Genomic DNA, 12889 nt, shown 5'->3' with positions numbered 1-12889 from the left:
TGGAGAGCAAACTATGAATGTACTGCTTGTTGATGATGACTTTTATGTTATTGCCGCATTGCAAAAGAAAATAGATTGGGAATCACTCCACATTGATACCGTTTATACGGCTAATAATGTCGCTCAAGCACGTGAAATAATAGAAAAGCATTCTGTTCAAATTCTGATTTCAGATATTGAAATGCCGCAGGGCAGCGGACTGGAATTACTGGCATGGATTCGCGAGGGAAATTATAGTATTCAGACTATTCTTCTTACCAATTATGCAGATTTCAACTATGCGCAGAAAGCAATCGAATTGCAGAGCTTTGAATATTTCCTCAAGCCCATTGAATTTGACAAGCTGATGTTGATCATCCAAAAGGCGGTCACCCAAGCAAAAGAGCAGCAAAAAAACGAAAAAGCCATTCAGGGCGGTTACTTTTGGCAAAAAAATCAGGCGAAGATTCTTGAGCATTTTTGGCGGAAGCTAGTCAGTGGCAGTACATCATTTCCGATTAAGTTGGCAGACATCACACATGCCATTGAAGAACAAAACCTCTCCTATCAAATGAGCGATACTCTACAGCCTTTGATATTTAACTTATTCCCTTACAATGGCAGCATGGGAAAAGAAGAAAAGGATCTGTTTGATTTTGCCCTGCTAAATGTATTGTACGAATTGTTTCAGCACCCTTGTTTTACCATCGAAAGCATTCTGGAATATAAAGATTATAACTGGATCGCCATTTTAAAATGGAACCAGGCACCAGACACGCAACGGCTTGAAGCATTATGTTCTTCTTTTATTCAAAAGGCGAATCCTTATTTAAAATGTGATGTCTGCTGCAATATTGGCTTATACGATAAACTGAGTAATGTAGGGAATGTTCTAAAACAATCCCTGACTATGGATGAAGAAATTACGAGATACAGAAATCAGACCTTTTTGGTGGAGGCTTATCTGCAGCAAAATAAACCGGGCTATACACCACCGGATCTTGCCTATTTGGAAGAGCTGCTGAACCAGAATAAATTCACTGCTTTTCTTGAAGAAGTTACACAATATTTAAAGGTCATGCTTAACAATAGAACACTTGAGACCTCTGTCCTTAGCTTGTTCCGTTTAGATGTAGTTCAGCTAGTCTATTCATTTCTCAATCTGAAAGGGATACGATCGCACAAATTATACTCTGGCAAAACTAATGATAAATTATCTATGCACTCTTTGGATTCAATCGAGGATATGGAAGAATATCTTAAATACCTTGTCACTACAGCCATGAAATATCGTGACTTTGCTGCCCAGCCTAAGTCCGTCGCAGAAGAAATCAAACAATACATTCATTCACATTACGGCGATGATCTGACCCGAAATGATTTGGCTGAAATTGTTTATCTCAATCCTGATTACCTGGCGAGGATATTCAAACGAGAAACTGGGGTTTCATTAGGAAGCTACGTCATCCACGTCCGAATCGCTGCTGCGAAACATCTATTAGAAACCACAAATATGTCTGTATATACCGTCGCCAACAAAGTTGGCTATAGCAACTACTCCTATTTCTCCAAGCTTTTCAAACAAGAGGTAGGTCTCCCTCCAAACGATTATAAGAAGGAACAACAATACAATCCAGCTTTCTAAAAGAGGGTAACCCAGCATCTAGTTCATGGATGCTTGGTTACCCTCTTTGGAATATCTTCTGAATATTAATTACTGTCTACCTTTACTCCTACGCTGCTGATAATGATCCACCTACGAGCTTACTCTTGCGCCCAGTAATCATACGCCACGCCTGTACTCCTACACTGCCGGAGTCATTTACGCCGAGCTTACTCTTACATCCAGTAACCCCCGCCCCACCCTCTCCCCTCTGATACTTCCGGACCCAGATGACGCTATACGCCCATTTATCGCCTTTTGAGCACAGTTTCGGACTCCAGTGCAACTATTCCTTAGATATTGCTCCAAATCGAGTGTGTTTCAGGTCAATAGTGACTATGCAGTCCGTTAGAATTCCAAATGTGCCATATAGCAGCGTTTAAGGTCAGCTGGGTCCGATAGCTACTTCGTACGCGGAAATCTGGAGCTAATTAGCGAAACATGCCGGGGGATCAAGGGAACAGCTCAACATCGCCAATAACTATGCGCCTCACTCTTACACACAGTAATCATCCGCCTCGCCTATACTCCTACGCTACCGGGAATCTTACACCTCATACCTTACTCTTACACCCGGTAATCATCCGCCACGCCTTTTCTCCTACACTACCGGAGTCATTTACGCCGAGCTTACTCTTACATCCAGTAACCCCCGACCCACCCTCTCCCCTCTGATGCTTCCGGACTCAGATGACGCTATTTGCCCATTTATCGCCTTTTGAGCACAGTTTCGGACTCCAGTGCAACTATTCCTGAGATATTGCTCCAAATCGAGTGTGTTTCAGGTCAATAGCGACTATGCAGTCCGTTAGAATTCCAGATGTGCCATATAGCAGCGTTTAAGGTCAGCTGGGTCCGATAGCTACTTCCTACGCGGAAATCTGGACCCAATCAGCGAAGCTTGACGGGGATCAAGGGGACAGCGCAACTCCGCCAGTAACTATCCGCTTCACTCTTACACCCGGTAATCATCCGCCACGCCTTTTCTCCTACACTACCGGAGTCATTTCCCCGAGCTTACTCTTACAACCAGTAACCACCCGCCCCACTCTCGCCTCAGGTGCTTTCGGACCCAGATGACGCTATTTGCTCATTTATCGCCTTTTGAGCACAGTTTCGGACTCCAGTGCAACTATTCCTGAGATATTGCTCCAAATCGAGTGTGTTTCAGGTCAATAGCGACTATGCAGTCCGTTAGAATTCCAAATGTGCCATATAGCAGCGTTTAAGGTCAGCTGGGTCCGATAGCTACTTCGTACGCGGAAATCTGGAGCCAATCAGCGAAGATTGCCGGGGATCAAGAGGACAGCGCAACTCCGCCAGTAACTATCCGCTTCACTCTCTCCCCTCTGATGCTTCCGGACCCAGATGACGCTATTTGCCCATTTATCGCCTTTTGAGCACAGTTTCGGACTCCAATGCAGCTATTCCTGAGATATTGCTCCAAATCGATTGTGTTTCAGGTCAATAGCGACTATGCGGTCCGTTAGAATTCCAAATGTGCCATAAAGCAACGTTTAAGGTCAACTGAGTCCGATAGCTACTTCCTACGCGGAAATCTGGAGCTAATTAGCGAAGCTTGCCGGGGATCACGGGAAGGTTCCCCACTGCCAGTAATCTTGCAAGCTCCAAAAACGCATTAATGCCCCAGCAGTCATAATCAGAACGGCTGGGGCATCTCTTTTACTAAATTAAGCCTGAAGCGCTACATATTTATCGCCAAGCAGATTTTTAAAATAGGTGCGATTGTATAACATACTAGGATGGGATGGATAAAAACTCAACGCCATTTCATTGTGATGATTCGCCTTCTCGTGTTGGCCGAGACGATCATAACAAAGTGCCAATTGAAGATGCGGCAGCCAGGTATAAAAGATCCCATTCTTCATCCCCATCGAATCGTTATCCCGCGGTAGCTGAATCGCTAGCTCATACCAGTATGCGGCTGGATGCAACTGGCCTTTTTCCAGCAGAAGTGCCCCCAGTCGGCAACAGAACTCTGAACGTGGTTTATCATACTGCAAGGTTTTACATAACGCTTCAAATGCACCTTCTTTATCCCCCAACCGTTCCCGGCATTCGGCAAGCTTTAGGCAAGCCTGGAAATTATCTTCAATCCAGCCCTGCCCACCCGCTAAGAAAATCTCATAGTATTTGCAAGCCTCTTCATTTATAGCATGATCCCTTAATTCATTCGCATAATAATACTGGTCTCTCGGCGAAAATACTTCACCCTGTGCAACTCGTTTTTGATAAATCCGCAAATTACGATCTGTGTATTCCTTATCTTTCTCATGTGTGATGCAGACATCACTACTAAAAGAAGGACCACTTACCTCTAAATACTCATGAACAGGCCCAATCCATTGAAAGTTGCAGCTGCGCCGAACCAGCCTGTTGCGGCGTAAACTAGCTGTGACATTTCCCGCTTCGTCAAAAGCCAGATTATATTGCATGTTCACACTGTGAATATGTCCGGGCAGGATTTCTTTTAGTTTTTTAAAAAGAATCTGATCCTCTTCCTTTATATAATCATCCGCATCAAGCCACAAAATGTACTCCTGAGTAGCTTTGCTAAAGGCAAAATTACGTGCGGCACTAAAATTATCAATCCATTCAAAATCATAAATTACAGCTCCGAAGGACAACGCAATCTCTTTTGTTTTATCCGTCGAGCCTGTATCCACGATAACAATTTCATCTACGAGACTTGTAATGGTAGACAAACATCGGTGCAAGCTTTTTTCTTCATTTCGCACTATCATACATAAACTAATCGTAACCATACTCGCCCTCCTACACGCTTTGTTTGAAATTCTTTCTATATTGATATGCAGGGTTTAAGAAACGGACTCCCTCTCTATCCCGCCCGATCATGAAGAACTTCAGAAATATAAAGGTTATGTAAGAAACTTTCCACTCCATTCTTAGGTCTATATAAGTAAGATCAAAGGAGGTACAACATATATGAAATCCAAACGAAGAGGTGTTAGAAACGGCTGGATCTTAACTTCAATATTATGCGTCGTAATTGTACTAGTGCTGCTGGTTGGATATAAAGGGCTCGACTGGGGTACACCTACCACACCACCTACATCCACCAACGCACAAACTAATAATGAAGCAGATAACAAACCCAGCTCCACTCAAGAAATAATCGAATTTCCTAGCAGTGATCCCGATAATGGGCAGGTCATCATTCCACTGCACACTACGCTCGCGCAGCTAAATATTGATAGTGGCAGCGAATATGTAAATACAGAAATCCCCCCCATACCTGAAATGACCTTTGCTTTATCTCAAGACATGAAAAGCCAAGTAGAAGCAACGCTGGTCTACCGCCCTGATATCGGTGGAGGTTATCTTCTACTCGCTCCTGCCGGATGGCAGGCTACCGCGGTTGTCGGCGCTAACGGTTCTTATGGAGTTACCTTTCAGGATCCGAACCATCCGGAACAAAACATGAACTATTCAGATACGGCTTGGACTTGTATAGGCTGTGCCATCACTGCAATCGGAGCTTATTTCCCGGAAAAAGCCGAATGGGCTGACGCGCTGGGATTTACCATTAATAATCCGCTTAAGTTTAGCGAACAGCATATTTTAGGTACTGCTGGGGCTGAAGCAAGGACGGTCAGATATACGCTTCAAGCAGACGCGAATGGTTATCAGGATGAGGGTGCTGCCTATTACGATAAGGGAGAATGGGGTTATTTATTCCGCAGTATCGGAATACATCAAGCTCAAACATCCCCACAGCAGGAAGTAGTGGAGACCCTCATGAAGTTCTTTACAGATAATCATGGACCGCTCTTCATTGCTGACCCAAACGCAGAGAAGCTGGACTAAGGGTGGGAATTTTTAGAGGAAGGTATTTTCAACCTTACTCTTGCTTTTAGAAAGACGTAGGTGCTATTTTTTGTTATAATCAATGCAATGCGTTGTTTATGAATTCAGACATATATAAAGGGGACGTAACCATGACTCAAATTATTAAAACTCTAACTATTGCAGGCAGCGACTCCAGTGGTGGCGCAGGCATCCAAGCGGATCTAAAAACATTTGAAGAGTATGGTACCTACGGCTTTAGTGCCTTGACCACTATCGTTACTATGGACCCGGACAACGGCTGGCACCATAATGTTTATCCAATTGATGCCTCCATTGTTGCTGAGCAGTTAAAAACTATTTTCGCTGGTGGCCCGGTTAATGCCATGAAGACAGGTATGCTTGGAAGTGTTGAAATTGTGCGCGTTGCAGAGCAAGCGATCAAAGAAAATCTTCAGACTAATGTAGTTATTGATCCAGTTATGGTGTGCAAGGGTGAAGATGAAGTCTTGAACCCTGACAGCGCTGAGGCTATTCGTGACTTATTGCTACCACTAGCAACTGTGGTCACCCCAAACTTGTTTGAAGCAGGTGTTCTTTCAGGTCTTGGCAAACTTACTACCCTTGAGGAAATGAAAGAAGCTGCCCGTCTGATTCATAAGCTCGGTGCACGTAATGTCGTGGTTAAAGGCGGCAAAGCACTCGGCGGCGATCAAGCGATTGATATCTTCTTCGACGGTTCTGAGTACACTGTATTCCAAACAGCCAAAATCGAACCCGCTCACAATCATGGAGCTGGATGTACTTTTGCCGCAGCAATTACAGGCGGTCTAGCTAATGGCTTAACGGTTCATGAAGCTGTTGCAAAAGCTAAAGATTTTGTCTCCGCAGCCATTCGTAATGGATTTGCGTTTAATGAATATGTGGGTCCTGTATTTCACGGTGGTTACCGTTTAGAACGTTAGAACTCGCAATCCAATTACACAAAAAATAAATGGCAGTCCAGACGCTGAACTTCAGCTCTGGACTGCCATTTTTATTTACTATTATAGAAAATCCGTAAATTCAAAACTAAGCTTACCGAACATAGATTTTTTATACGATTATTTTCATAAAAAAAGCACCCGAATCAAGATTCGAGTGCTTCTGAGCTACGTCCTCTAATTATTTTATCAGAATGGATAAAGCACTTTTTGATGCCAAACGGAAAGATAATTCATCCGCTCCCGGCAAGTTCAAAGCCACATTCTCAGCCTTTTCACTATCGTTAAACAGAACAACTGCAATAGAGTTATCTGTATTCTTAAAAGCTACGGAACGAATCACTTCTTGATCGGTTGAAGCGTCAATGCGCACAGCCTTCGGACGAATAATTTTACTGAAATGGGCAAGCGCATAATAGTCGAGCGTATACGTAAGCTCCTTGGTCTCTTGGTTAACTGTCACAACACCACGACAAGTACTTTTGCCAAAACCCGGTACGGTTGGGCCGTTCTTTTCATCTAAGGCCATATTCCATAACACAAAGGATTTACTATGATTTCTAAGAATATCAATCCCTGTTCTCATTACATTGGAGAAGGCTTGTTCAAACGGAGGAATCCATTCTCCACCAGAACCTTCTGTAAAATGCACTTCTTTATCAGCAAAAGCTTTCAGAACCTCTGATTGCGCTGACGCATTGCCACCATACCAGTGCCAAGCTACACCATCCACTTCATCTTTTGCATAATCGAGCACGGTTAACGGATAATCTGGACGATCCCAGTTGTGGTCGTAGCAGAGAATTTTTGTAGCGATGTTATGCTTAACAAAGCTCGGCTTCAGGTAGTTTTTAATGAAATCTTTTTGCGCCTCAGGCAACATTAACATACTAGGGTAGTGTTTGGGTTCAAATAAAGGCTCGTTCTGTGGTGTTACAGCATAAGTTGGCAATCCGTGCCCTTCAAAAGCTTGAATATATCGAACAAAATAATCGGCATAAGCCTGATAATATTCTTGTTTAAGTTCTCCAGCAATCATCGATCCGCTAGTCTTCATCCAACCTGGTGCACTCCATGGAGAAGCCATCAGTTTGATCTCAGGGTTAATTTCCAGAGCTTGTTGCAACAAAGGGATAATGTCTGCTTCATCATGTGCGATAGAGAAGTGGGTTAATTCCGTATCCGTTTCCTGTGCAGGTCTATCATCATAGCTATAAATATCTCTAGCATAATCCGATGCCCCCATTGGATTTCTTAATACGGACAAACCAATTCCATCTTGTGCGTCAAAAAGCTTGCTCATGACTTCCTTTTTCTGTTCGTTGTCCAGGACTTGATTAATCAAATAAGCGGATGAATCCGTAAAGGATGCTCCAAAGCCATCCATTTCCTGAAAGGTTTGATTCTCGTCAATAGTTACAGTAGTGGTCGCCTCTGCGTCAGCAATTGGAGTTAATTGTTGCAGACTTTGCTCTACAAACAATGTATTCTCCCCGGTGGATTGATAAATTTTAAGCTCTGGCATGTTGTTTCCCTCCATCTTTCTATGAAGAGGCCCCAGTGAAGGGGCCACATTCTATTATCTAACTTATTTAAGGCCTAATTTTTCTTTGTTGTTTTTCATTTTTTCAGAACGAACTTCTACAATCTTATCCCAGTTGTTATCATTCAAAAATGTTTTGTAAGCAGCCAAGGTGCTGTCGAATGTAGCATCGTCTTTAGCGCGGATCATACTTACAAGCGTAGTGTTCCAAGTAGTATCAATTGCAGTAAGACTGCGAGCTTCAGGCGTTCCTTGAGCCGGGTTAATATTTTCAAGAATAAAGTGTGGTTTTAGCTTTCCTTTGCCCCACTCTTGCATTTGTTTAATGGAATCTGCGAATGCGTCATTACTCAGCGCTTTATCACGGTCATGTCCAAAGAACATAAATTCGCCCATCCGGTAATCTTTTTTGAATTTATCGGCATTATTTAATTGCAGGTCTTTGATTTCAGGCAAGAATTCAATTTTACCGCTGTCATTAACTTTATAGGTCTCTCCTTCAATACCGTAGTTCATGAGCTTTTGTCCTTCGTCGCTGAGCAAATAAGTGTAAATTTGAATCGCTTTTGCAGGATCCTTAGCCTTTTTAGTAACATAGCTAATCATCCAACCTGTAATTCCGGATTGATTCAACGTTGGTTCATGTCCAACAGTACTTTGTGGGCCATCAATAGCGATATATTCCTTGCCTGGATTTTCTGTCATGAAGATTTGCAGGTTACCACTTTGTTGAGGGGTTCCATCCAAAAGTATTGTTGCATATTTACCAGATTTCACTTTTTCTTCAAAGGCAGTACCGTCATCAGCAAAACTGTCATCACTGATATCACCATTTCTGTAGACTTCATTTAACGTTTTCAACCAAGTCAAGTAATCCTCATCCAGGTTACGGTTGTAGAATTCGCCATTTTCAGTTTCCATCGGCACTCCGATGAAGTCCTCCAATACATCTCCCAAAGAACCAGTGCCTGAACCAATGGAGTTAAAACCAAAAGGAATCATGTCCGGGAATTGTTTTTTGATTTGTTGCATAACGCTCTTGAATTCCTCAGGAGTTCCAAAGCTTGGTTTTCCAATGGCTTCGTAAACATCCTTGCGGATGACAAAGGCTGTTTTAGCAGGGATGTTACCGCTATCATAATCGTTTTGCGTATTGGAATAGTTAGGGTATCCATAGGTCTTGCCATCTGCTAACTGGAACCAGTTCATCGTATCTTTTTCTGCAACTTTATTGAAATACGGATCATATTTATCTGCCAGATCATTTAAAGGCAATGCCCATGTAGCAGCTTTTTGTACGACTGGAGAGTTGGAATCAAAAATAGTCAACAGATCTGGCATTTCACCGCCGGCAAAAATCGTATTCAGCTTAGTGTCATCGCCTGTAATGAATTTAATGTTGATGTTTAAATCCTCTTTAATTTTCTTGGTGACAAGGTCTTTTCCGAAATCAGTATTCCACCAGTCTGCATTCACGTACCAAGTCAGATCTGTTGTCTCTTTTTTTGTATCCAGCTTCCATGCCGGTGTTTCCGGATCTATAGTATAACGGCCTTCAATGGAGCTTAACTCTTTACTGGAGCTGTCAGAATTACCTTTCGATCCACAACCTGTAAATACTAATACAACAGCCATAAGTGCCGTACAAAGTTTGAGTCCTTTTTTCCCAAATGCTTTGTTCATCTTTTATTTCCCCCTAAAATGTTTTGTAAGCATTCACTACTTGGAGATTTACTTACTATTCCTTCACCGCCCCCATCATCATGCCTGAGATAAAGTACCTCTGTAATATTGGATACATCACAACAATCGGCAAAGTTGTAATGACAATTGTTGCTAGTTGAACCCCTTTAGTCGTAGTTTCGATAATCGCAGATCCACCAACATTTTGCATGGATTGTGTTTGCGACTGAACAATGATTTCATAGAGCTTCATCTGCAGCGGGTAGAGCGATTGATCGGTAATATATAACTTGGTAGTCATAAAGTCGTTCCACTGCCCAACCCCGTTAAATAACGCAATGGTGGCCATAGCCGGCATGGAAAGAGGGATAAAGATTTTTAGGAAAATGCGCCAGTCACCTGCACCATCAATTTTGGCTGACTCTTCAAGTGAATCCGGTACATTTCTGAAGAAGTTCATTAGAATAACTACATCATAATAACTGAACAAGGCCGGGATAATATAAACCCAGAAGCTGTTTAAGAGGCCTAATGATTTAATCAATAAATACGTAGGGATCATTCCACCAGAGAAAAACATAGTGATTACACCCATGGCAACATACAGCTTACGTCCACGTATGTATTTCTTACTCAAGCCATAACCGATCATGGCACAAAAGAATACGTGGGTAATGACACCAATGAATGTTTTGGCAAGCGATACTACGAATGCTAAACCAATGGTCTCATCTTGAAATACAGCACGATAATTTTCCAAAGAGAACTCTGGAGACCAAAATATGAATCCGCCTTCCGCAAGCGCCTTGCCCGAACTTAAAGAGGATATGACTACATTCCATAAAGGAACGACAATAATGATTGTACAAATACAGAGCAGGATAATATTTAAGGTATTAAAGATTCGACTATCGAGATCTTCTTTAGCCACCGTACGATTCACAGAAATGCCTCCTTCTACAGAACTGATTGATTATCATTTAATTTACTGGATACTTTGTTGGCGCTAATCAGTAGGATGACTGAAACGATGGAGACACCTAAACCAACAGCAGTAGCATAAGAGAAGTCACCTTGCGTCATACCCATACGATACACATAAGAATTAATGACCTCCGCCTTAACGCGGTTCTGAGAATTCATCAATACCAGGGTTTGGTCCAGATTTGATCCTAATAAACCGCTTACAGTGAGAATCAGATTTAAACTGATAATCGGTTTCATGTTAGGAAGCGTGATATTCCAAATTTGTCTCATACGGCTTGCGCCATCTATTTTGGCAGCCTCATAATAAGTAGGATCAATTTTCGACATAATGGCTAAGTAGAGAATCGTTCCCCAACCAGCCTCTTTCCAAATATCGGATAACGTTGCAATCCACCAGTATTTATTCGCATCAAGCAAAATATTTACCGGTTTCGAAATCAGTCCCAAACTGAGCATAATCTCATTAAACATACCGGATGAGGAAAACCAGGCAATCAGCATCCCGCCGAGAACGATCCAGGACAAAAAGTGTGGTAAATAAGAGATGGTTTGCACTATCTTTTTAAAACGTCCACCACTTAATTCGTAAATCATAACGGATAAAATAATAGGAATAACAAACCCTATGGCTAATTTCAGAAAGCTGATCCCTAATGTATTGACTACAGCGTCCCAAAAATATTTATCAGATAAAATAATTCTGAAATTATCGAGCCCTACCCAAGGTGCAGAATCGAGCGTATCAATTACGGTGTAGCTTTTAAAAGCAATCGTCAATCCGTAAATCGGAATAAAACAAAAGATAATCATAAAAATAATTCCCGGGATGACCATGGATTGAATTTCCCATTGTCTCTTATAATCAATTACAAATTCTTTGACCCTCTGCCCCATAGGCTTTTTCCCGCTCATTGGATTCTTTCCGTTTGTTGGCACTACGGCTAATTTATCCACTTTTTCTTCTCCCCTCCGAATCATGATCCCCAAACAATAAAAACGTTTTTATTTTTTCGAAAAAAAAACCCTCCCAAAACAACAAAATTTTAAAAAATGATCGGGTGAAACCTTGAACCCATTACATATATGTGTTCTTACCGACCAATCTTTACTTGACTAGAACCTCTTACAACTAATTCACCCGCCAATTTCATCATCTCGCCCTGTTCCTTCTTCTGAATCATACGAACGAGGTGATTAATGGCCAAAATACCTTGTCTAGCAATTTGATTTCTTACAGTAGTTAAAGGCGGTGAGAAATATTGCGCAATATCAATATCATCAAACCCCATAACACTAACATCTAGCGGAACTTCGTATCCATGCGATTTCAAAGCTTGAATACATCCAATTGCACTCAAGTCGTTCCCTGCTAAGAAGGCATCAGGTATTTTATCAGGACTATAGTGAAGAAAAGATTTTATAGCGTTGTAAGTGCTTTCTTCTTCAAAATATCCTTGTATAATATACTCTTCATGCGTGGGTAGCTGATACTGACGCAAAGCAGCTAAGTATCCTTCTCTCCGCTGAACACTGTCGTACATCTCATCCACACCAGATATGTAAGCAATCTTTTTATGCCCTAGACTGATTAAATATTTGGTCGCTTCAAACCCCGCTTCAAAGGAATCAAATATCACGCTTCCCATCGTGTCGTTCTTAAGCGGCCGATCCAGAAATACAGCCTTGATCTTGTCTTTCACCATTGCAGCAATTTCTTCTTCGTCTATTCTCAGCTCTTCGTAGATAATGACACCATCCACTCGCCGGCCTAGAATATTGCTCATAATCACTTGTTTATCCTTGGTAACAAATACATTCAGCCCGTAACCTAGCCGATCACATTCACGCGACATGGACTCAACCAGCTTATAGAAGTATGGACCCGACACACTTGTTGTGAAAAAACCCAGCATTTTGGTTTTCCCATTCCTAAGGAGCTTACCGTTCAGGTTAGGAACATAATTTAATCGCTTCGCAACCTTAAGAACATGTGATTTCGTCTCCGGGTTCAATACATCTACGTCATTTAGCGCGTTGGAAACCGTAGAAATGGAGACTCCAGCCTCTCTGGCAACATCTTTGATCGTTACCTTTTCCATAATGATTCAATCTTCCTTTACGAATAAAAACGTTTTTATAGATTTAAATTAACATAAAAACGTTTTCATTACAATATATTTTTTATTTTTATTTTATCAGAGGTAATAATTGGTACACAAGCTT

The 12889-nt window shown here is 41.8% G+C and carries 9 protein-coding genes; 3 read left to right on the top strand and 6 right to left on the bottom strand.

Going from position 1 to position 12889, the window contains the following annotated elements; all coding sequences use genetic code 11:
- Window positions 1-13 precede the first annotated feature (13 nt).
- Window positions 14-1624 carry a helix-turn-helix domain-containing protein gene (locus NST58_RS11985; protein WP_339247923.1) on the top strand — a complete coding sequence of 537 codons (1611 nt, stop codon included), beginning with the start codon at window positions 14-16 and terminating at the stop codon, window positions 1622-1624.
- 1709 nt (window positions 1625-3333) lie between these two features.
- On the opposite strand, the gene NST58_RS11980 is transcribed toward NST58_RS11985, so the two are convergent.
- Window positions 3334-4428 carry a glycosyltransferase family 2 protein gene (locus NST58_RS11980; RefSeq protein WP_339247920.1) on the bottom strand — a complete coding sequence of 365 codons (1095 nt, stop codon included), beginning with the start codon at window positions 4426-4428 and terminating at the stop codon, window positions 3334-3336.
- 181 nt (window positions 4429-4609) lie between these two features.
- On the opposite strand from NST58_RS11980, the gene NST58_RS11975 reads away from it, so the two are divergent.
- Complete coding sequence (locus NST58_RS11975; protein WP_339247917.1) at window positions 4610-5491, top strand: DUF4850 domain-containing protein; 882 nt, start codon at window positions 4610-4612, stop codon at window positions 5489-5491.
- A 131-nt stretch (window positions 5492-5622) separates the two neighbouring features.
- Entirely contained in the window at window positions 5623-6435 is an 813-nt protein-coding gene (gene thiD / locus NST58_RS11970; RefSeq protein ID WP_038570000.1) for a bifunctional hydroxymethylpyrimidine kinase/phosphomethylpyrimidine kinase, read from the top strand.
- Between the two features lie 199 nt (window positions 6436-6634).
- Here the strand turns inward: thiD and NST58_RS11965 are convergent, their stop codons facing one another.
- The 5 genes from NST58_RS11965 to NST58_RS11945 form a co-directional block, all read right to left on the bottom strand.
- The gene (locus tag NST58_RS11965; protein WP_076193812.1) at window positions 6635-7978 is read right to left on the bottom strand and encodes a glycoside hydrolase family 30 beta sandwich domain-containing protein; all 1344 of its coding nucleotides are present in this window, start codon (window positions 7976-7978) and stop codon (window positions 6635-6637) included.
- A 63-nt stretch (window positions 7979-8041) separates the two neighbouring features.
- Window positions 8042-9679 (bottom strand): sugar ABC transporter substrate-binding protein, encoded by a 1638-nt coding sequence (locus NST58_RS11960; protein WP_038569996.1) that lies wholly within the window; start codon window positions 9677-9679, stop codon window positions 8042-8044.
- 55 nt (window positions 9680-9734) lie between these two features.
- Window positions 9735-10622, bottom strand: coding sequence for a carbohydrate ABC transporter permease (locus tag NST58_RS11955; RefSeq protein WP_036689738.1), 888 nt, complete (start codon window positions 10620-10622; stop codon window positions 9735-9737).
- A gap of 14 nt (window positions 10623-10636) precedes the next feature.
- Window positions 10637-11578: an ABC transporter permease subunit gene (locus NST58_RS11950; RefSeq protein ID WP_036689816.1), complete on the bottom strand. Its 942-nt coding sequence runs from the start codon at window positions 11576-11578 to the stop codon at window positions 10637-10639.
- Between the two features lie 179 nt (window positions 11579-11757).
- Entirely contained in the window at window positions 11758-12765 is a 1008-nt protein-coding gene (locus NST58_RS11945; protein WP_036689737.1) for a LacI family DNA-binding transcriptional regulator, read from the bottom strand.
- Window positions 12766-12889 lie beyond the last annotated feature (124 nt).

Origin of the sequence: Paenibacillus sp. FSL R10-2796, from assembly GCF_037965315.1 — a bacterium.
Taxonomy (GTDB): domain Bacteria; phylum Bacillota; class Bacilli; order Paenibacillales; family Paenibacillaceae; genus Paenibacillus_AQ; species Paenibacillus_AQ odorifer.
This window is presented reverse-complemented; position numbering and strand designations above follow the sequence as displayed.

What these genes read in the sequence shown, in the direction of transcription:
- NST58_RS11985 (WP_339247923.1), top strand. Translation starts at nt 14, where the DNA reads ATGAATGTACTGCTTGTTGATGATGACTTTTATGTTATTGCCGCATTG.
- NST58_RS11980 (WP_339247920.1), bottom strand. Translation starts at nt 4,428, where the DNA reads ATGGTTACGATTAGTTTATGTATGATAGTGCGAAATGAAGAAAAAAGC.
- NST58_RS11975 (WP_339247917.1), top strand. Translation starts at nt 4,610, where the DNA reads ATGAAATCCAAACGAAGAGGTGTTAGAAACGGCTGGATCTTAACTTCA.
- thiD (WP_038570000.1), top strand. Translation starts at nt 5,623, where the DNA reads ATGACTCAAATTATTAAAACTCTAACTATTGCAGGCAGCGACTCCAGT.
- NST58_RS11965 (WP_076193812.1), bottom strand. Translation starts at nt 7,978, where the DNA reads ATGCCAGAGCTTAAAATTTATCAATCCACCGGGGAGAATACATTGTTT.
- NST58_RS11960 (WP_038569996.1), bottom strand. Translation starts at nt 9,679, where the DNA reads ATGAACAAAGCATTTGGGAAAAAAGGACTCAAACTTTGTACGGCACTT.
- NST58_RS11950 (WP_036689816.1), bottom strand. Translation starts at nt 11,578, where the DNA reads ATGAGCGGGAAAAAGCCTATGGGGCAGAGGGTCAAAGAATTTGTAATT.
- NST58_RS11945 (WP_036689737.1), bottom strand. Translation starts at nt 12,765, where the DNA reads ATGGAAAAGGTAACGATCAAAGATGTTGCCAGAGAGGCTGGAGTCTCC.